17 protein-coding genes are annotated in these 18,131 nt (G+C 71.1%); 8 read left to right on the forward strand and 9 right to left on the reverse strand.

The annotated features are described in order from the left end of the window. From RMN98_RS11960 to RMN98_RS11970, 3 genes are all read left to right on the forward strand, one after another. Positions 1-1,506, forward strand: a 1,506-nt coding sequence (locus RMN98_RS11960; protein ID WP_309649043.1) for an AAA family ATPase, incomplete at its 5' end; no start/stop codon positions are given. Positions 1,507-1,531: 25 nt separating this feature from the next. Continuing rightward, on the forward strand, positions 1,532-2,584 hold the full coding sequence (locus RMN98_RS11965) for a hypothetical protein (RefSeq protein ID WP_309649044.1): 1,053 nt from the start codon (positions 1,532-1,534) through the stop codon (positions 2,582-2,584). A 37-nt stretch (positions 2,585-2,621) separates the two neighbouring features. Then, positions 2,622-3,305, forward strand: coding sequence for a hypothetical protein (locus RMN98_RS11970; RefSeq protein ID WP_309649045.1), 684 nt, complete (start codon positions 2,622-2,624; stop codon positions 3,303-3,305). Between the two features lie 210 nt (positions 3,306-3,515). On the opposite strand, the gene RMN98_RS11975 is transcribed toward RMN98_RS11970, so the two are convergent. After that, complete coding sequence (locus RMN98_RS11975) at positions 3,516-4,676, reverse strand: pyridoxal phosphate-dependent aminotransferase (protein ID WP_309649046.1); 1,161 nt, start codon at positions 4,674-4,676, stop codon at positions 3,516-3,518. 49 nt (positions 4,677-4,725) lie between these two features. On the opposite strand from RMN98_RS11975, the gene pyrE reads away from it, so the two are divergent. Beyond that, complete coding sequence (gene pyrE, locus RMN98_RS11980) at positions 4,726-5,280, forward strand: orotate phosphoribosyltransferase (protein WP_309649047.1); 555 nt, start codon at positions 4,726-4,728, stop codon at positions 5,278-5,280. Here the strand turns inward: pyrE and RMN98_RS11985 are convergent. After that, positions 5,277-5,993, reverse strand: a complete 717-nt coding sequence (locus tag RMN98_RS11985) for a VTT domain-containing protein (RefSeq protein WP_309649048.1) — start codon at positions 5,991-5,993, stop codon at positions 5,277-5,279. The two genes, pyrE and RMN98_RS11985, sit on opposite strands and share 4 nt — an antisense overlap. Positions 5,994-6,080: 87 nt before the next feature. On the opposite strand from RMN98_RS11985, the gene RMN98_RS11990 reads away from it, so the two are divergent. Beyond that, the gene (locus tag RMN98_RS11990; RefSeq protein WP_309649049.1) at positions 6,081-6,755 is read left to right on the forward strand and encodes a TrmH family RNA methyltransferase; all 675 of its coding nucleotides are present in this window, start codon (positions 6,081-6,083) and stop codon (positions 6,753-6,755) included. Between the two features lie 20 nt (positions 6,756-6,775). On the opposite strand, the gene RMN98_RS11995 is transcribed toward RMN98_RS11990, so the two are convergent. Genes RMN98_RS11995 through RMN98_RS12010 form a run of 4 tightly spaced genes read right to left on the reverse strand, consistent with a single transcriptional unit; the run spans position 6,776 to position 10,869 of the window. Then, positions 6,776-7,267: a SigE family RNA polymerase sigma factor gene (locus tag RMN98_RS11995; RefSeq protein WP_309649050.1), complete on the reverse strand. Its 492-nt coding sequence runs from the start codon at positions 7,265-7,267 to the stop codon at positions 6,776-6,778. Next, complete coding sequence (locus RMN98_RS12000; protein WP_309649051.1) at positions 7,264-8,121, reverse strand: hypothetical protein; 858 nt, start codon at positions 8,119-8,121, stop codon at positions 7,264-7,266. Before RMN98_RS12000 ends, RMN98_RS11995 begins: the two co-directional genes overlap by 4 nt. After that, positions 8,118-8,627 carry a DUF2867 domain-containing protein gene (locus RMN98_RS12005; protein WP_309649052.1) on the reverse strand — a complete coding sequence of 170 codons (510 nt, stop codon included), beginning with the start codon at positions 8,625-8,627 and terminating at the stop codon, positions 8,118-8,120. The genes RMN98_RS12000 and RMN98_RS12005 overlap by 4 nt, the downstream gene beginning before the upstream one ends. Positions 8,628-8,664: 37 nt before the next feature. Continuing rightward, the gene (locus RMN98_RS12010; protein WP_309649053.1) at positions 8,665-10,869 is read right to left on the reverse strand and encodes a M14 family zinc carboxypeptidase; all 2,205 of its coding nucleotides are present in this window, start codon (positions 10,867-10,869) and stop codon (positions 8,665-8,667) included. 84 nt (positions 10,870-10,953) lie between these two features. Between RMN98_RS12010 and fbaA the strand changes: the two genes are divergently transcribed. Further along, the gene (fbaA, locus tag RMN98_RS12015) at positions 10,954-11,985 is read left to right on the forward strand and encodes a class II fructose-bisphosphate aldolase (protein WP_309649054.1); all 1,032 of its coding nucleotides are present in this window, start codon (positions 10,954-10,956) and stop codon (positions 11,983-11,985) included. Here fbaA and RMN98_RS12020 read toward each other — a convergent pair. Continuing rightward, complete coding sequence (locus RMN98_RS12020; RefSeq protein WP_309649055.1) at positions 11,982-13,484, reverse strand: DHA2 family efflux MFS transporter permease subunit; 1,503 nt, start codon at positions 13,482-13,484, stop codon at positions 11,982-11,984. The two genes, fbaA and RMN98_RS12020, sit on opposite strands and share 4 nt — an antisense overlap. A 36-nt stretch (positions 13,485-13,520) precedes the next feature. Between RMN98_RS12020 and RMN98_RS12025 the strand changes: the two genes are divergently transcribed. Further along, positions 13,521-13,931, forward strand: a complete 411-nt coding sequence (locus RMN98_RS12025) for a DUF3151 domain-containing protein (RefSeq protein WP_309649056.1) — start codon at positions 13,521-13,523, stop codon at positions 13,929-13,931. A gap of 97 nt (positions 13,932-14,028) precedes the next feature. On the opposite strand, the gene lysS is transcribed toward RMN98_RS12025, so the two are convergent. Both lysS and RMN98_RS12035 read right to left on the reverse strand, forming a co-directional pair. Beyond that, on the reverse strand, positions 14,029-15,708 hold the full coding sequence (gene lysS / locus RMN98_RS12030; protein WP_309649057.1) for a lysine--tRNA ligase: 1,680 nt from the start codon (positions 15,706-15,708) through the stop codon (positions 14,029-14,031). Between the two features lie 34 nt (positions 15,709-15,742). Then, positions 15,743-16,654 carry a YegS/Rv2252/BmrU family lipid kinase gene (locus RMN98_RS12035; protein ID WP_309649058.1) on the reverse strand — a complete coding sequence of 304 codons (912 nt, stop codon included), beginning with the start codon at positions 16,652-16,654 and terminating at the stop codon, positions 15,743-15,745. A 146-nt stretch (positions 16,655-16,800) separates the two neighbouring features. Between RMN98_RS12035 and RMN98_RS12040 the strand changes: the two genes are divergently transcribed. Further along, the gene (locus RMN98_RS12040) at positions 16,801-18,084 is read left to right on the forward strand and encodes an adenylosuccinate synthase (RefSeq protein ID WP_309649059.1); all 1,284 of its coding nucleotides are present in this window, start codon (positions 16,801-16,803) and stop codon (positions 18,082-18,084) included. Positions 18,085-18,131: the final 47 nt, after the last annotated feature.

Below are 18,131 nucleotides of genomic sequence, written 5' to 3' on the forward strand. Positions count from 1 at the left end.
CGCATCACCGACGCCGCCCTGGTCGCCGCCGCCACGCTGTCCGACCGCTACATCACCGGGCGCCAGCTTCCCGACAAGGCCATCGACCTCGTCGACGAGGCCGCGTCCCGGCTGCGCATGGAGATCGAGTCCTCCCCGGAGGAGATCGACCAGCTGCGACGCCGCGTGGAGCGGCTCAAGATGGAGGAGTTCGCGCTGGCCAAGGAGTCCGACGCCGCCTCCGTCGACCGGCTCGAGCGGCTGCGCGCCGACCTCGCCGACCGCGAGGAGGAGCTGCGCGGCCTCGAGGCTCGCTGGGAGCAGGAGAAGTCGTCCCTCGAGGGCGAGGGCGAGCTGCGCCGTCGCCTCGACACCGTGCGTGTCCACGCCGACAAGCTGATGCGCGAGGGCCGGCTCGACGAGGCCAGCGAGATCCTCTACGGCCAGATCCCCGAGCTCGAGCGCAGGCTCAACCAGGTCGAGGCCGACCAGACCTCGACCGTCGAGCCGCTGGTCGGCGAGCAGGTGGGCGCCGAGCAGATCGCCGACGTCGTCGAGGCGTGGACCGGCATCCCGACCGGACGGATGCTCGAGGGCGAGACCGCCAAGCTGCTGCGGATGGAGGAGGTCATCGGAGAGCGGTTGATCGGCCAGGAGGACGCGGTGCGCGCCGTGAGCGACGCCGTACGCCGCTCCCGGGCCGGCATCGCCGACCCCCACCGCCCCACCGGCTCCTTCCTCTTCCTCGGCCCGACCGGCACCGGCAAGACCGAGCTGGCCAAGTCGCTGGCCGACTTCCTCTTCGACGACGAGCGCGCGATCGTGCGCATCGACATGAGCGAGTACAGCGAGAAGCACTCCGTCGCGCGGCTCGTCGGTGCCCCTCCGGGTTACGTCGGCTACGACGAGGGCGGCCAGCTCACCGAGGCCGTCCGTCGGCGCCCCTACGCCGTCGTCCTGCTCGACGAGGTGGAGAAGGCGCACCCCGAGGTCTTCGACGTGCTGCTGCAGGTGCTCGACGACGGCCGGCTCACCGACGGCCAGGGCCGCACGGTCGACTTCCGCAACACGCTGCTGATCCTGACCAGCAACCTGGGCTCGGCCTACCTCGTCGACCCGACCCTCGACGCGGACAAGAAGCGCGAGGCGGTGCTCGCGACCGTGCGGGCGAGCTTCAAGCCCGAGTTCCTCAACCGGCTCGACGAGATCGTGCAGTTCGAGGCGCTCTCGCCCGAGGCGCTGACCCACATCGTCGACCTCCAGCTGGTGCTGCTCGAGCACCGCCTCGCCGTGCGCCGGATCAGCATCGAGGTCAGCGACGCCGCCCGTGCGTGGCTGGCGGAGACCGGCTACGACCCGGCCTACGGCGCCCGCCCGCTGCGCCGGCTGATCCAGAGCGCGATCGGCGACCCGCTGGCCCGGCTGCTCATCGGCGGCGAGGTCGCCGACGGCGGCACCGTCCGCGTCGACGTGGCCGAGGGGGAGGTGTCGGGGCTGAGCCTGGCCGTGGCCCCGTCGACCGCGTGACCAGCGCTTTGGGAGACTGGGCCCCATGAGCGACAAGCCCCTCGAGCGACCACGCCAGGTCACCTTCGCCGCCGCCCTGATCATGGGTGGGTCGGCGCTGATCGTGGCGTCGGTCTTCGAGCGGATCGCGGGGCTCGGCACGCTCGAGACCCAGCAGGCGATCGACACCTTCCTCGCCGAGCCACCGGGCGACGGACTGGGTCTCTCGGCCGCGTCGGTCGAGTCGATCCTGCGGGTGCTCTGCATGGTCGCGGGCGCCACCGCGACAGCGACCGCGATCCTCGGCTTCCACGTCCTCAAGCGCACGCGGTCGGCCCGCCTGGGGCTCGCCGTGCTGGCCGTGCCGCTGTTCGTCAGCGGCATGGCCGTCGGTGGCTTCCTCGCCTCGCTCGTCGTGGCCTCGTCGGTGATGCTGTGGTTCCAGCCGAGCAAGGACTGGTTCGACGGCATCGTGCGCCGCCCCGCCGACGCCGAGCGCACCGTCGGTCCGGGCGCCGGCCGGGCGGGGCAGCCCGTCGAGCCGCCCGCGCCCCCGAGCGGGCCGCGTGCCGTCCAGGGCTTCGGCTCGGCCCCCTCGACCACCTCGTCCCCCGCGGGCCTGGCGACGGCGACGCTGCCGCCGCGCCACCAGGCGTCCGACACGGCGCGTCCCGTCGCCCGTCCGGGGGCCGTGCTCTGGGCCTGCCTGGTCACGTGGGGGGTCTGCGGCCTCGGGATGATCTTCATGGCGCTCAGCGTGCTGACCCTGCTCGCCGTGCCCGACCTGGTCTTCGACGAGATCGACCGGCAGAGCCCCGACCTGGCCGCCGAGGGGCTCTCCCGCTCCTCGATCATCACCGGCACCTATGTCAGTGCCTCGATCGTGCTGCTGTGGGGCGCGGCCGCCGTGACCTTCGCGGTGCTGACCTTCCGGCGGGTGGCGTGGGGTCGCACGGCGTTGATGATCTGTGCCGGTGTGGCCGGTGTGGTCTGCCTCGTCGGGTCGCTGTTCAGCATCGTGCTGGCGCTGCCGTTCGTGGCGTGCACGGCCACCTTCGCGCTGCTGATGAGGCCCGAGGTGCGTGCCTGGTTCGCCTGAGGGTGCAGCCGCTGGGCTCGTGTGGTTGAGTTTTCGCATGAGTGACCCGAACTTCCCCTCGGCCGACAACCCCTACGGCACCCCGCCTGCGAGCCCCAATCCCTACGGGCAACCGGCCGGCGAGCCGTCGTACGGCCAGCAGGCGCAGCCCCCGGCCGTTCCGGCTCCCTACGGTCAGCCGAACCCTTACGGGCAGCAGCAGCCCTACGGCCAGCAGCCCGCCTACGGGGCGCCGACCGGGGATCCCGACAAGCGCCCCGGCACCGTCACCGCCGCGGCGATCGTGGCGATCGTGATGTCGACGATCTCGCTGCTGATGTTCCTCGTCGTGACCGTCGGTATCTTCGTCGCGCGCGACGAGGTCGAGGACGCGATCAACGACGAGCTCGCCAACCAGCAGGGCATGGGCGACATCTCCGCCGGTGACCTGACAGCCGTGGTCCTCGTGGTCATGCTGGTCTTCGTCTTCTGGTGCGTCAGCGCGATCGTGCTCGGTGTCCTCACGCTCCGGCGTCGCAACTGGGCGCGCATCATGCTCGTCGTGTCCTCGGCCGTCACCGCGCTGTTCAGCCTGCTCGGCATCACCTCGGGCATCTCGGCCCTCACGCTGATCGCGGCCATCGCGGTGATCGTGCTGCTCTTCACCGGCGGCGCCAACCAGTGGTTCGCCAAGCGTCAGCCCGACCAGCTGCCGACCGGCACGTCGCAGCCCTGGGGCTGATTGCCTCGGGCGTGCCGGGATGGCGCGCGCCTCGGCAGCCGCTCCATCAAGGTATGTCGATGAACCGCCACTCCCCACGGTCGAGCGGCTGGCTGACCGATGGACGGGGTCACTTCCCACGGCGACACGCCACTTCCCACGGGGTGCACACCGTGGGAAGTGGCGTGTCGCCTGCATCCCTTGATGAAGCGGCCGAAAGGCTGATCGCCCCTACGCCCGCAGCTCAGCCTCAGCCAGCCGTCGTACGCCGGCGGCGATGGTGTCGCGCTCCTTGCAGAACGCCCAGCGCACCAGCTGACGACCGGCGTCCTGGTCGTCGTAGAACACCTGGGCCGGGATCGCGACCACGCCGGCGCGCTCGGGCAGCGCCTGGCAGAAGGACAGCCCGTCGGGCCAGCCGAGGTGGCTGATGTCGGTGGTGGCGAAGTAGGTGCCCTCGGGCGGGCGGACCGGCAGGCCGGCCTCTGCGAGTCCCGAGCAGAGCAGGTCGCGCCGGTCCTGCAGGTCGGCCGCGAGCCGGCCGGGGAAGTCGGGCTCCTCGTCGAGGGCCTGGGCGACGGCTGGCTGGAGCGGTGAGCCGGAGGTGAAGGTCAGCCACTGCTTGGCGGCCAGGACCGCGCCCACGAGCTCGGCCGGGCCGGTCGCCCAACCGACCTTCCACCCGGTGAACGACCAGGACTTGCCGACGCTCGAGAGGGTCAGCGTGCGCTCGCGCATCCCGGGCAGGGTCGCGATCGGCACGTGCTCGTGGTCGTCGAAGACCAGGTGCTCGTAGACCTCGTCGGTGATCACGACCAGGTCGTGCTCGATCACCAGGGTGGCGACGGCCGCCAGCTCCTCACGGGTCAGCACGGCACCGGTCGGGTTGTGCGGGCTGTTGAGCAGCACGAAGCGGGTCGCCGGCGTGACAGCGGCGCGCAACGCAGCCACGTCGAGCCGGAAGTCGGGGGCGCGCAGGGTGACCGGGCGCCGCACGCCACCGGCCATCTGGATCATCGCGACGTAGGAGTCGTAGTAGGGCTCGAGCACGATGATCTCGTCGCCGGGGTCGACCAGGCCCAGCAGCGCGGCCGCCACCGCCTCGGTGCAGCCGGTCGTCACGACGACCTCGGTGTCCGGGTCGAGCGAGAGGCCGTAGTGGCGCTGCTGGTGCCGGGCGATCGCCTCGCGCAGCGCGGGCACGCCGATCCCGGGGGCGTACTGGTTGGCCCCCGACCGCAGCGCCTGCACCGCGCGGGCGATCGTCGACGCCGGACCGTCCACGTCGGGGAAGCCCTGGCCCAGGTTGAGGGAGCCGGTGCGGATCGCCAGCGCCGACATGGTCGAGAAGATCGTGGGCGGGATGCCGTCGAGCCGGTGTGCGAGCGCCATGCGTTTCACCCTACGGGGGGCCGACATCGCCAGCCGCTAGCCTCGTCCCGTGACCAACGACGCCGCCCCGGACCTCACGCTCGCCGCCGACATCGACGACTGCTCGCGCCTCTCGGGGGAGTTCACCCTGCGCTCGGGCCAGGTGTCGTCGGAGTACTTCGACAAGTACCTCTTCGAGGCGCAGCCGGCCCTGCTCGCCCGGGTGGCCGCGCAGATGGTGCCGCTGCTGCCCGAGCGCACCGAGCTGCTCGGCGGGCTCGAGCTCGGGGGCATCCCGATCGCGACGATGGTCAGCAGCCTGACCGGCACGCCGGGGCTGTTCGTGCGCAAGAAGGCCAAGGAGTACGGCACCTGCAAGCTGGCCGAGGGACCCGACGTGGCCGGTCGCTACGTCACGATCATCGAGGACGTGATCACCACCGGTGGTGCGGTGCGCGACGCCACCAGGGCCTTGCGCGAGGCCGGGGCGGTCGTCGAGGTCGTCGTGTGCGCGATCGACCGCAGCCCGGCGGGGGAGAACCCGCTGGCCGACGTCGGGCTGGAGGTCCGGGCCGTGCTCACCAAGGCCGACCTGGACGCCGCCCGAGATCAGGTCGGGCGCTAGGCCTTCTCGGCGCCGCTCTCGTCGACGTCGGCGTGGTTGAGCTCGCGGCGGTGCTTGATGCCCTCGTAGGCCAGCGGCGCCACGGTGAAGACGAGGATCGCGATCATCGCGTAGTCGATGTTGTCGCCGATCGCGGGGAAGGTCCTCCCCAGGAAGTAGCCCAGCATCGTGATGCTGAAGACCCACAGGACGGCACCGACGGCGCTCCACTGGAAGAAGCGACGACGGTCCATCTGGGTCACGCCGGCCACGACGGTGATGTAGGTGCGCACGAACGGGACGAAGCGTCCGATGACCAGGGCCTTGTTGCCGTGCTTGTCGAAGAACGCCGAGGTGTTGTCGAAGTACTTCTTCTTCAGGATGCGGCCGTCGCGGTGGTAGAGCGGCGGACCGATCCTGCGCCCGATCTCGTAGCCCACGACGTTGCCGACGAACGCCGCGATCGTCATCAGCACCAGCGCGATCACCAGCTCGACGATCGGGGTGCCGATGCCGAAGATCTCGATCTGCTGACCGGCGATGAAGAGCCCGAGCGCGAAGAGCAGGGTGTCACCGGGGAGGAACGGGAAGAACAGTCCGCACTCGACGAAGATGATCGCCAGGCTGATCCAGATGAGGCTGCCGCCGAAGTTCTCGAGCAACCACTCGGGCTCCATCCACTTGATGCCGAGCAGCAGGGGATGGAGGTCGGGCAGCACGGCCAGGAGGCTCACGTGAGAACGGTACCTGCCGTAGGGTCGCCGCCGTGCCCGCTCCCACCCCTGAGATTCCCCTGGTCCGGCGGGCGGCGTGAACAGTCGATGAACGACGACGACCGGCGCGCGCCCTACGACCCGATGCCGCACGGACCGGCCGAGGTCGGTGTGGGGCCGTGGGTGGGGCCGTGGCCCGAGGGAGAGCAGTACGACGAGCAGCTGCTGGTCGAGGGCGACCGGCGCAACGTGGTCGACCGCTACCGCTACTGGAGCATGGCGGCCATCGTCGCGGACCTCGACCTGCGCCGCCACGACTTCCACGTGGCGATCGAGAACTGGCAGCACGACTTCAACATCGGCACGATCGTCCGCTCGGCCAACGCCTTCCTCGCCGCGGAGGTCCACATCGTCGGCAACCGCCGGTGGAACAAGCGCGGCGCCATGGTGACCGACCGCTACCAGCACGTCCGTCACCACGCGACCGCCGCGGACCTGGCCGCCTACCTGCGGGAGCACGACGTACGGCTCCTGGGCATCGACAACCTGCCCGGCAGCGAGCACCTCGAGACGATGGAGGTGCCGCGGCGGGTCTGCTTCCTCTTCGGCCAGGAGGGGCCCGGTCTCTCCGAGACCGCCCGTGAGGCCTGCGACGGCACCTTCTCGATCGCGCAGTTCGGCTCGACCCGGTCGATCAACGCCTCGGCCGCGGCCGCGATCGCGATGCACGCCTGGGTGCGCACCCACGCCGACCTGTCCGCCGACGACAACTGGCGCGGCTGAAGCGGTCGGTCTTGGCCGTCTCAGTGTTGGGCCAGCACCTGCTGGAGCCGCTCGACGCCGCGGCTGGAGTGGCTCTTGACCGTGCCCTCGGCGATCCGGAGCTCGGCCGCGGTCTCGGCGACCGAGAGCCCGAGCCAGTGCCGCAGCACCACGACCCTGCGCTGCATCTCGGGGAGCTCCTGGAGCGCGTCGAAGAGCGCCGAGCGCTCCTCGGGCGGCAGGCCGGTGCGGACGGCGCGGTCGTGCCCCTCGAGGCCGACCTGCTCCCGGCTGCGCCACGGCCGGCGGCGGTCGTCGATGTCGGCGCGCACGATGATCTGGCGCGTGTAGGCCTCCTCGCGCCCGTCGCGGTGCAGCCGCGGCCACGCGACGTACAGCTTGGTCAGTGCGGTCTGGAGCAGGTCGTCGGCGCGGTTCCAGTCACCGCACACGGCGTAGGCGATCCGCCGCAGGTGGACCTGACGGGAAGCCACGAACTCGGTGAACTCGGCGTCCCGAGACGAGGTGCTCATCGCAGGCCCTCTCCGCCGGCGTACTGCATGCGGGCGTAGGAGAGGAGCTCCTCGAAGGTCGCCCCCACCACGTCGATCGGCGGGACGTAGATGACCTCGAGCGTGCCCTCGACGATCCGCCAGACGACGAAGTAGCCCTGGCCGTCCTCGGCCGCGGTGACGAGCGCGGCGCCGGTCGGCTCGCCGGGCGCCGCGAAGGCGGGGCCGAGCCGAGGGTCGTCGGTGCGCTGGAGGATCTCGCTGCCCGGGCTCGCCACGACGTCACCCGAGCCGGTCAGGACCACGGTCTCCGGCCAGCCGCTGTCGCCACCGGTGGTGAGGTCGACCTGCTCGGCGACGTAGTCGGCGAAGCTCGCCCAGCCGTTGCTGGGCACGGATGCGGAGTAGGTGACCTCGTCCTTGCCACCTCGTCGGCGCAGCTCGATCACGACCCACGACCGTCGGCCGTCGTAGGTGATGTCGAGGGCCGCGGAGGCCTGAGGAGGCGTGTAGGCGAAGGGGTTGTCGATGCGCTCGTGGACGACCGAGCCGGGGCGGACCTCGAGCACGCCGTCGCGGTAGCGGACCGGTCCCATCTCGTCGGTCCACGGGGCGCTGGCGGGCTCCACCGGGGCGGTGGTGTCGGCCGTCGGCGTCGGGTCGGTCGCGACGTCAGGAGCCGAGTCCGGCGGCGCCGTGCCGCCGGTGACGGAGAGGACCACGGTCAGCGCGACGGCTCCCGCCGCAGCGCCGACCGCGCCGGTCAGGCCGCGACGTCGGCGCAGGGCGCTGCGTCCGGCGGCCAGGTGGTCGTCGACCGGCCGCGGCGCGGGGCCGTCGCCGAAGCTGCGCTCGAGCTCGTCGGTGAGGTTCATACCTGGTCTACGGGCCAGGCCCCTGATCGGTTGTCACGAGCGAGGTCCCGGAGCAGCCGCCGGTGCGTGAGCTCCAGGACCGCCTCGCGGGCGGGCAGGTCGGCGAGCAGGTAGGCGGCCCCCAGCAGCCCGCTGGGATCGAGGCGCACGGTCTGGCGGACCAGGCATCCCTCCACGTCGGGGAGGACATCGGTGAGCAGGGTGACAGTGCCGGGCGCACGCACGGCGGCGACCAGCACCAGGTGCCGCTGCTCGAGGTCGGACTCCTCGACCCGCCAGAAGCCGGCGCGGTCCCCGGTCGCGAGCAGGTCGGTGGCGGGGGGCGGCCAGGCCCGGCCGGCGCCGCCGACGAGCCGGTCGAGCCCGCCGCGTACGACGAACGGGGCGGCGTCGGCGTACCACTGCGGGCCGGCACGGCCCGACGCGACGACTGCCCATGCCTGCGGGGCGGGCATGGGCAGTCGTGACTCACGCGTGGTGGTCCTGAGGGTGCTCCGGCGGCGCATGCCCCGAGGCTACGTGCCAGGGCCGGGACCGGGTCGGTCAGGCGCGGCGGCGGCACTCCCCGAGGTCGACCTGCTTGACCTGGCCGCGGCCGATGAAGACCCGCATGCTCTGCAGGACCTTGCCGTCGACCTCGCAGGTCAGGCGGTAGCTCTCACGCTTGCCCTTGGTCGTGACGACCTCGGCGTCGAAGAACGACTCCGTCAGCGTGTAGGACGGCGCGACCGACGCGTAGTTGATGACGCGCAGGACGTAGGTGCCGGCAGCCGGTTCGGGCAGCTCGACCATCTCCTTCTCGCCCGGGAGGCCGCCGGAGGTGCCGACCTCCACGAGGTCGCCGCCGACCTTGCGGAAGACCGTGAGGTCGAGGTCGTCCGGCGTGGGCCAGTCGAGCTCGGTGCGCCACAGGTCGACGCCCTGCGGGACGGTGAAGGTCGTGTCGGTGAAGCCGTTGGGGGCCGGGGTGTTCTCCTCGATCACCTTGACGGCGGTCGGCTTGTCCCCCGTCTTCTGGTAGGTGCGCGGTTGGACGACGGGACGCGTCGAGGGGTTGACGATCATCGAGAACCCGCCCGCCTTGCCGACACGGACGGGCGTGTCGATGCGGTCGCGGAAGGAGGACTCCCAGGTCGGGGTCTGGAAGGTCTTGGAGAGGCGGATGACCGCGCCCCTCGGCGCCTTGCCCTTGATGACACCGCTGAACCGGGTGTCGACGGCGTGCTCGAGCGCGACCAGGTAGGCCTCGCGGTTGCCCTTGCCGGCGTGCTTCCCGGCGCCGACGTACTCGTCGACGACCTCGGGGAACGGCGGGTGGAACTCGTTGGCGCCGATCTCGAAGGTGTAGCCGAAGCCGCCGGTCGCGTTGTAGGACCAGTCCTCGGTCGTGCCGGTGGTGTCGTAGAGCTGCCAGCCATGGATGTTGGCGTAGCCGTTGGCGGCCGTCATCTTGGCGCCGAGCTGCTTGAGCGACTCCTCGTCGGGGGCGTCGCCGACGGGCAGGCCGTCGAAGCCGATGGTGCTCGGGTTGACGCCGTTGGGGCGCAGCACGAGGTTGGAGAAGGTGTGGTTGGAGATCAGCATCGTGACCTGGCGGCTGGAGACCAGGTCCTGGATGTTCTTGGTCTCCGGCTCCGAGAACGGGCCGGCACCGCGGTAGGTCGGGTCGGCCAGGCCGGTCCCGACCTCCTGGGCGTCGGGCAGCGTCCCCGCGGCGCCCGGGCCACCCCAGAAGCCGCCGTCGTTGCGGTTGAGGTCGACGCCCAGGCCGAAGCCGCCGTTGCTGTTGAGGGTCAGGAGGCAGGTGCCGTCGGGGGTGTCCTGGCCGTCGACGACGCGGCAGTTCTTGCGCTTGTAGGTCTGACCCGGGGTCGCCAGGACCGAGGTGGTGCCACCCAGGGGGTCGCTCTCGTTGAGGGCACGCAGGTCGACGAACTCGCCGTCGGTGCGCGAGAGGGTGAAGCCGTCGACGTTGACGACCGGCACGACGATCACGCGGCCGCGGTTCAGCAGCGAGGTGATGCGCTTGTTCTTGCCGTAGCTCGTCGCGAGGTCGACGGCGAACTCCATCGCGAGCTCGCCGGAGGGCCACTCGCGGGCGTGGTGGACACCCATCAGCAGGAAGGTGGGCTGGCCGCTGAGGGGCTGGCGGACGTCGCGGCCGATCTCGACGCCGTAGACGGTGCGGCCGTCGAGGCTGGGGCGCTTCAGCGCGAACTTCTTGACCAGCGTCGGGTGCTGCTTCGCCAGCGCCGTCATGTCGGCGTTGTAGTCGTCGAGGGTGCGGTAGTCGGTGTTGCCCGACGGCAGCTTCGATCGACCCACGCGGGCGGCGTAGGCCTCGTTGATCTCGGCGATCTCGACGCCGCGCTTCACCAGGTCCGCGATGCGCACGTCGTAGGTGAAGCCCGCCCCGGTGAGCGCTGCGAGGTCGGCCGGTGTGTGCAGCACGACCTCGACGTAGTCGTGGCCGGCGTGCTCGGTGAGGTCGAGGCCGAGCTTCTGCAGGCGGGCCTTGTCGCCGCGGGTCGGGGTGTCGACCGTGACGAGCTGGGGCGCGAAGAGGTCGAGGGCAGCGGCCGTGGGCGGCGTCGCCTGGGTGGGCTGGGCCAGCGTCGTCGCCCCCAGGGCGAGCGTCACGGCTGCTGCGGCGAGTGCGGTGCGGGACCTGGTGCGGTTCATCGTCGTGCTCCCTGTGGGCGGACCGAGGCTGTGGGGGGAGTAACGCACCAGGTCGTCCCAGGTCACGCGTGATCCTCGCCTCAGGGCAGGCGCCAGGAGCCACTAGGGTGGCGTCCGACGCCCATTGTCAGCCCGAGGAGCACACCCGAGATGCCCATCGCCACCCCCGAGTCCTACGCCCAGATGCTCGACGCCGCCAAGGCCGGCGCGTTCGCCTTCCCGGCCATCAACGTCTCGTCGTCGCAGACCCTCAACGCTGCGCTGAAGGGCTTCGCCGACGCGGGCTCCGACGGCATCATCCAGGTCTCGACCGGCGGGGCCGAGTACTTCTCGGGTCCGTCGGTGAAGAACATGGTCACCGGTTCGGTCGCCTTCGCCGCCTACGCCGCCGAGGTCGCGAAGAGCTACCCCGTGCAGATCGCGCTCCACACCGACCACTGCCCCAAGGACAAGCTCGACGGCTTCGTCCGGCCGCTGGTCGACATCTCCGCCGAGCGGGTCACGCGCGGCGAGCTGCCCCTCTTCCAGTCGCACATGTGGGACGGCTCCGCCGTACCGCTGGAGGAGAACCTGCAGATCGCGCGCGAGCTGCTCGAGAAGTGCGCCGCAGCCCACATCATCCTCGAGGTGGAGATCGGCGTCGTCGGCGGCGAGGAGGACGGTGTCGCCAACGAGATCAACGAGCAGCTCTACACGACGCCCGAGGACGCGCTCGCGACCATCGAGGCGCTCGGCAACGGGGAGAACGGCCGCTACATGGCCGCGCTGACCTTCGGCAACGTGCACGGCGTCTACAAGCCCGGCAACGTCAAGCTGCGCCCCGAGATCCTCAAGCACGCCCAGGAGGCTGTCGTCGAGAAGCTCGGCCTGGCCGCCGGCTCCAAGCCGTTCGACCTGGTCTTCCACGGTGGCTCCGGCTCGAGCGCCGAGGAGATCGGTGCGGCCGTGGACTTCGGCGTCGTGAAGATGAACGTCGACACCGACACGCAGTACGCGTTCACCCGTCCCGTCGCGGACCACATGCTGAAGAACTACGACGGTGTGCTGAAGGTCGACGGCGAGGTCGGCAACAAGAAGGTCTACGACCCCCGTGCGTGGGGCAAGGCAGCCGAGGCCGGCATGGCCGCCCGCGTCGGCGAGGCCTGCGAGAACCTCCGCTCGGCCGGCAGGTCGGTCTCCTAGCGTGTGAACCCCGAGTGCTGGGGCCGCTCGAACATCAACGACGCGAGCAGCCCCAGCACCAGCACGGCCGCCGGCAGCAGCATCGTCTGCGCCATGGCCTCGGCGAACGGCGCCTGCGCCTGGAGCGGCAGCTGCGACCCGCCCGCCTCCGGGCTGAAGCCGCCCGACAGGCCCTGGGCGGCGAGGCGCGCGTCGATGAGCACCGCGATGCCGGCGGCGCCGAGCACGGCACCGACCTGACGGGTCGCGTTGTAGACCCCGGCGCCCGCTCCTGCCTGGTGGATCGGCAGGTTGCGGGTCGCGGTCGCGGAGTTGGGCGCCCACACCAGGGCGTTGCCGATGCCGAGCAGTGCCATCGGCAGCAGGATCTCCCAGGTCGCCGAGTCGGGTGTCATGACCGCCGAGAGCCACAGCAGCGAGGCGATGATCGAGGTGAAGCCGACGCCCGTGAGGTTGCGGGGGTGGACGGTGTCGGTGAGCCCGCCGACGAAGCGCGCCAGGCCGATCGTCATCAGCGCCATCGGCACCAGCAGCAGCGCGGCCCGGGTCGGGCTGAGCCCCCGCACCAGCTGGGCGTAGAGCATCAGCGGGATCGCCAGGCTGGTGATCGCGAAGCCCATCGTGGTGATCGCGACGTTGGCCAGGGAGAAGTTGCGGTCGCGGAAGAGCCCGAGCGGCACCAGCGGCTCGCGGGCGTTGACGTGCTGCCACACGACGAACCCGGCGAAGATCACCAGGCCCAGGACGATCATCCGCCACACGGTGACCTGACCGGTGATCGTGCCCCAGTCGTACTGGTCGCCCTCCTGGATGCCGAAGACCAGCAGGAACATCCCGGCGCCGCTCAGCGCGACGCCCAGCCAGTCGAAGCGGTGGCTGTTGGTCGGCAGCGTCGGCACCAGCCGCCAGGCCAGCGCGAAGGCCACCAGCCCGACGGGCACGTTGATGAAGAAGATCCACTCCCAGCCCAGGCTGTCGACCAGGACGCCGCCGAGGATCGGACCGACCAGCGTCGCGACGCCGGCGGTCGCGCCCCAGAGCGCCATCGCCTTGCCGCGTCGCACGGCCGGGAAGATGCGGGTGATGATCGCCATCGTCTGCGGGGTGATCATCGCGGCCCCGAGCCCCTGCACCACGCGGGCCACGATCAGGCCCTCGATGCTGTCGGTCAGGCCGCACCACAGGCTCGCGAGCGTGAAGACCGTCAGGCCGGTGAGGTAGAGCCGCTTGGGGCCGAAGCGATCACCGAGGCGACCGGTGATCAGCACCGGGACGGCGTAGGCCAGGAGGTAGGCGCTGGTCACCCACACCACGCTGTTGACCTCGGTCTGGAAGTCCTCGATGATCGCCGGCGTCGCGACGCTGACGATGGTCGAGTCGACCAGGATCATGAAGAAGCCGAGGCAGAGCGCGAAGAGCGCGGGCCACGGGTCCTTCTCCTCGGTGGCGGCCCGGCCGGTGCCCGGCGCTGCTCCAGGAGTGGGTTGGGTCTGGGTCACCGTCCCAGTGAACACCCCACCTGGGACACTCGGAGCATGAGTCACATGGATCTGATGGCCGGACCCCCTCCCACCCACCTCCCCGTCGACCCGGCGACCGCCGAGCTCGAGGGCTCCGCGCCCGCCGACGTCGTACGACGGCACCCGGCGTCGCCGTCGGCCTGGGCCGCCCTGGCGACCGAGGCCCGCGACGGAGGGGCCGACGACGTGACCGTCTACGCCTACGCCCGCGTCGGCTACCACCGCTCGCTCGACAACCTGCGCCGCAACGGCTGGAAGGGCCACGGCCCGGTCCCGTGGGAGCACGCCCCCAACCGCGGCTTCCTCACCTGCCTGGCGCTGCTCGCCCTGTCCGCCCGCGCCATCGGCGAGACGCCCGAGTGGGAGCGCTGCTCGGAGTTCCTCCGCGACTCCAGCCCCGCGGCGTTCGACGCGCTCCTGGGGTGAGGTCGCGCCGCGGCATGTAACACGTTGTCTGGTCATCTACCAGACCGCTGCAACGGTCTCGTAGATGAGGTAACTGCGTGTTACAACTTCTCGACCCTCAGCCCGCCGCAGCCCCGAGCAGCAACCGGACGCGCTCGGGCCCGAGGGCGACGAAGAGCGTGGGCAGCCGCGGGCCGCGGTCGGCGTCGACGAGCAGGTTGTAGAGAAGCTTGAAGAAGCCCTTCTGGTCGGCCTTGACCTGGTCGGTCGGCGGGTCGTCGAGGCCCATGCCGCGGGCGAGCTTGGGCACGCCGTAGATCAGCGTCGTCAGCTCGTCGAGCTCGAACTCGTCGGGCAGCCGGTCCAGGAGCTGGGCGAGCCAGAGCTGCTCGTCCTCGCTCAGGGTCAGCAACCGCGCGGCGTCAGGCGAGTCGCGGACCGTGGTGCGGTCCTCGGCGGGCACGAACTCCGACGTCCAGGTCATCGCCTTCGACAACCGGGGCTCGAGGTCGGTGACGGGGCCGTGGTCGTGGCCGACGCGCGACACGATCGAGGACACCAGGTCGGCGGAGCCGGCCGTGACGTCGGCGACCGACGACAGCAGCCGGAACGGCACGGAGACCGGCGAGGTCGGCAGCGGCCCCGCGGTGGTGGTGGTCGAGGCGCGCTCGAAGGCCAGCACCGCGACGTCGCGCTTGGCGGGGTCCGCCGCCTTCTTGGCGAGCGCGTCCCACTCGTCGTAGAGCCGCACGACCTCGGGCCCGAAGTCGATGTTGAAGACCTGCTTGGGCGCGCGGCGCACGTAGAGCCAGCGCAGCATCGGCGCCTCGAGGATGCGGAGCGCGTCGGCCGCGGTCGGCACGCCGCCCTTGGACGACGACATCTTGGCCATGCCGGCGACACCGACGAAGGAGTAGGCGACGAACGACGGCGCGCGGCCGCCGTAGACGGTCGAGACGAGCTCCTTGCCCACCGTGTACGACGACCCGGGCGTCGCGTGGTCGTCGCCCCCGGGCTCGAAGTCGACGCCCTCGAAGGCCCAGCGCATCGGCCAGTCGACCTTCCACACCAGCTTGCCCTCGTCCTGCGTGGCGACGTTGGTGACGCCGGTGAACGCGCACGAGTCGCAGGTGTAGGTCAGGTCGGTCGTGTCGTCGTCGTAGGCGGTGATCGTCACGGTGTCGCGGCCGCACTGGCGGCAGTAGGGACGGTAGGGGAAGCGGGCGAGGGACCCGCGGTCGGCCGCGGCGGACTCGTCCTCGTCCTCCGACGACGCGCCGGCCTTGGTGCGGTAGCGCGACATGACGGTCTCGATGTCGTCGCGCCGCGAGATCGCGGTGAGGATCTGCGAGCGGTAGGTGCCGGCGCCGTACATCTCGGTCTGCGACACCTCCTCCATCTCGCAGCCCATCTCGGCCAGCGCGGAGCGCAGCGGCGCTTTGTAGCGCTCGGCCCAGGAGGAGTACTCACCCGACGGGTCCGGCACGGCCGAGAGCGGGCGGCCGATGTGCTCGGCCCACGACGGGTCGACACCGGCCGGCACCTTGCGGAAGCGGTCGTAGTCGTCCCAGCTGTGCAGGTGGCGCACCTCGATGCCGCGCCGGCGGATCTCCTCGACCACGAAGTGCACGGTGAGGAACTCGCGCAGGTTGCCCAGGTGGATCGGCCCCGACGGGCTGATGCCGGAGGCGCAGGTGATGCGCGACGCCCCCTCGCCGGCGTGCCGGACGGCGTCGTCCGCCGCCCGGGTCACCCAGTCGGTCGGGTCGCCGTCGCTCTGTCCTCTGCCTCGTGCCACGAGCGGCAACGCTACTAGGAACGGAGGCGTCGGCTCACGGCAGCACCATGGAGTACGCCGCCGGCTCGATGTGCCACGTCCGGTTGCGCTCGGGGCCGTAGATCTCGCCGTCGGCGCTGACCCAGAACGCCTCGCCGCTCACGGAGACCTGACGAGCGTGCAGGGCCGTGACGTCGTCGGCGTCCTCGTGGCGGCCCAGGCCGAGGCGCGCGGCGTAGACGAGGCGGGCCAGCGGGCCGGTCGCGTGGGAGATCATCACGTCGATCCGACCGTCACCGGGGTCGGCATCGGGGGTCAGCTCGGTGCCGCCGCCCACCGAGGAGCCGTTGCCGAGCGCGACCATCAGCACCGGGGAGTCGAGGTCGGTGACGGTCTTGCCGTCGACCTGGACGTGCAGCCGCACCAGCGGGGGGTTGAACGCGGTGAGGGCGGCACCGATCGGGTAGCCGAGCTTGCCGAGGTTGACCTTGCCGAAGCCGACCGAGTGCAGCCGCTCCTTCCACCGTTGCCCGCGACGGCTGGCGTTGGCGCCGGCGCCGACGTGGACGCTGTTGACCACGACCTCGCCGACCTCGTCGACGATCAGGTCCATCGGGCGGGGGGTGCCGGTGAGCAGCACCCGGGCGGCCCCCTCCATGTCGAGGGGGATGCCGACCCCGCGGGCCAGGTCGTTGCCCGTGCCCAGCGGCAGCAGGCCCACGGTCGCCCCGCGCAGCTCGTTGCGGCGGTAGAGGGCGGAGATGACGGCGTGCATGCTCCCGTCGCCACCGGCCACGACGATGCGCCGGGAGGCGGCGCGGTGCAGGACGCCGTCGAGCTCGCCGGGGTTGGAGGTCGCCTGGACCTCCACCGAGGTGTGCTCGCGGAGCAGAGCGAGGGCCTGCTCCAGCGTCTCCTCGTCGGAGGTGCCGGCGTCGCTGTTGGTGATGACGAGGAGGGGATCCATGGTGCTCGGACCCTAGCCGACCGTCCGGCGCCCCGAGGAGGGTCCGGGCGGACGGATTGAGGGACCGGGCCCCTGCTTTGCTAACGTGTGGCCGCAAGAGCCCCGGCCGCTGTTGCCGGGGCTTTGGTGTTGTCAAAGGAGTGCAGATGCCCGCGATCGCCATCATCGGAGCCCAGTGGGGCGACGAAGGCAAGGGCAAGGCCACCGACCTGCTCGGTAGCCGTGTCGACTACGTCGTGAAGTTCAACGGCGGCAACAACGCCGGCCACACCGTGGTCATCGGCGACGAGAAGTACGCCCTGCACCTGCTGCCGAGCGGCATCCTGAGCCCCAACTGCACGCCGGTGATCGGCAACGGCGTCGTGGTCGACATCGAGGTCCTGTTCCAGGAGCTCGACGCCCTGATCGCGCGCGGCGTGGACGTCAGCCGCCTCCAGGTCAGCGCCAACGCCCACGTCATCGCCGACTACAACCGCAGCCTCGACAAGGTGACCGAGCGCTTCCTCGGCTCGCGCCGCCTGGGCACGACGGGGCGCGGCATCGGACCGACGTACGCCGACAAGATGAACCGCATCGGCATCCGGATCCAGGACCTCTTCGACGCAGGCATCCTGCGCCAGAAGGTCGAGGGTGCCCTCGAGCTCAAGGGCCAGATCCTGGCCAAGATCTACAACCGCCGCGCGCCCGACGTCGACGCGATCGTCGAGGAGCTGCTGTCCTACGCCGACCGGTTGCGGCCGATGGTCAGCGACACCGGGCTGCTGCTCAACCAGGCGCTCGACCGCGGCGAGACCGTGCTCCTCGAGGCGGGCCAGGCCACCCTGCTCGACGTCGACCACGGCACCTACCCCTTCGTCACCTCGTCGTCGGCGACCTCCGCGGGTGCCTGCACCGGCTCCGGCATCCCGCCGATGCGCCTCGACCAGGTCATCGGCATCGTCAAGGCCTACACGACCCGCGTCGGCGAGGGCCCCTTCCCGACCGAGCTCGACGACGACTTCGGCGAGCACCTGCGCAAGGTCGGGGCCGAGTACGGCACGACCACGGGACGGCCGCGTCGCTGCGGCTGGTACGACGCGGTCATCGCCCGCTACGCCGCGCGCGTCAACGGCGTCACCGACTTCGTGCTCACCAAGCTCGACGTGCTGACCGGCCTCGAGCAGGTCCCGGTCTGCGTTGCCTACGACGTCGACGGCGTGCGCCACGACGAGATGCCGGTCAACCAGACCGACTTCCACCACGCGGTCCCGATCTACGAGTACCTCCCCGGGTGGTGGGAGGACATCAGCGCCTGCCGCACCTTCGAGGAGCTGCCGGCCAACGCGCAGGCCTACGTCAGGGCCGTGGAGGCCATGTCGGGCGCCCGGATCTCGGTGCTCGGCGTCGGCCCCAAGCGTGACGAGTCGATCGTGCTGCACGAGCTGATCTGACCCCCTGCCGAGTCGGCGCGATGTTGCAGACGATGCAACATCGCGCC

Origin of the sequence: Nocardioides sp. (assembly GCF_031397825.1) — a bacterium.
Lineage (GTDB): Bacteria > Actinomycetota > Actinomycetes > Propionibacteriales > Nocardioidaceae > Nocardioides.

Coding starts and splice junctions, on each gene's coding strand:
- RMN98_RS11965 (WP_309649044.1), top strand. CDS start 1,532: ATGAGCGACAAGCCCCTCGAGCGACCACGCCAGGTCACCTTCGCCGCC.
- RMN98_RS11970 (WP_309649045.1), top strand. CDS start 2,622: ATGAGTGACCCGAACTTCCCCTCGGCCGACAACCCCTACGGCACCCCG.
- RMN98_RS11975 (WP_309649046.1), bottom strand. CDS start 4,676: ATGGCGCTCGCACACCGGCTCGACGGCATCCCGCCCACGATCTTCTCG.
- RMN98_RS11990 (WP_309649049.1), top strand. CDS start 6,081: ATGAACGACGACGACCGGCGCGCGCCCTACGACCCGATGCCGCACGGA.
- RMN98_RS11995 (WP_309649050.1), bottom strand. CDS start 7,267: ATGAGCACCTCGTCTCGGGACGCCGAGTTCACCGAGTTCGTGGCTTCC.
- RMN98_RS12000 (WP_309649051.1), bottom strand. CDS start 8,121: ATGAACCTCACCGACGAGCTCGAGCGCAGCTTCGGCGACGGCCCCGCG.
- RMN98_RS12005 (WP_309649052.1), bottom strand. CDS start 8,627: ATGCGCCGCCGGAGCACCCTCAGGACCACCACGCGTGAGTCACGACTG.
- fbaA (WP_309649054.1), top strand. CDS start 10,954: ATGCCCATCGCCACCCCCGAGTCCTACGCCCAGATGCTCGACGCCGCC.
- RMN98_RS12025 (WP_309649056.1), top strand. CDS start 13,521: ATGAGTCACATGGATCTGATGGCCGGACCCCCTCCCACCCACCTCCCC.
- RMN98_RS12035 (WP_309649058.1), bottom strand. CDS start 16,654: ATGGATCCCCTCCTCGTCATCACCAACAGCGACGCCGGCACCTCCGAC.
- RMN98_RS12040 (WP_309649059.1), top strand. CDS start 16,801: ATGCCCGCGATCGCCATCATCGGAGCCCAGTGGGGCGACGAAGGCAAG.